The sequence below is a fragment of the Nocardia amamiensis genome, from assembly GCF_015477605.1.
In the GTDB taxonomy this organism is placed as follows: domain Bacteria; phylum Actinomycetota; class Actinomycetes; order Mycobacteriales; family Mycobacteriaceae; genus Nocardia; species Nocardia amamiensis_A.
The window spans coordinates 1-255 of record NZ_JADLQX010000343.1 but is presented as its reverse complement, the minus strand read 5'-3'; the positions used below and the strand labels follow the sequence as shown (position 1 = coordinate 255).

Annotated in this window: 1 protein-coding gene; it reads right to left on the bottom strand. The window is 69.8% G+C overall.

Annotated elements, in window-relative coordinates:
* Positions 1-255, bottom strand: a 255-nt coding sequence (locus IU459_RS38075; protein WP_195134371.1) for an AMP-binding protein, incomplete at both ends; no start/stop codon positions are given.

Below are 255 nucleotides of genomic sequence, written 5' to 3'. Positions count from 1 at the left end.
CGTCGGCCGGGTCGATGCCGCCGGCGAAGACGGTCAGCATGGACGGCACGAACGAGGTCATGGTGACCCGCTCGGCCGCGATCACCTCGGCCAGGTACTGCGGGTCGCGGTGCCCGTCCGGGCTCGCTACCACGATGCGGCCGCCGGTACTCAGCGGACCGAACAGCTCCCAGACCGAGACGTCGAAGGTCGCGGGGGTCTTGAACAGCACGACGTCGTCCGCGCCGATGCCGTATTCGCCGGTGATCCAGCGGA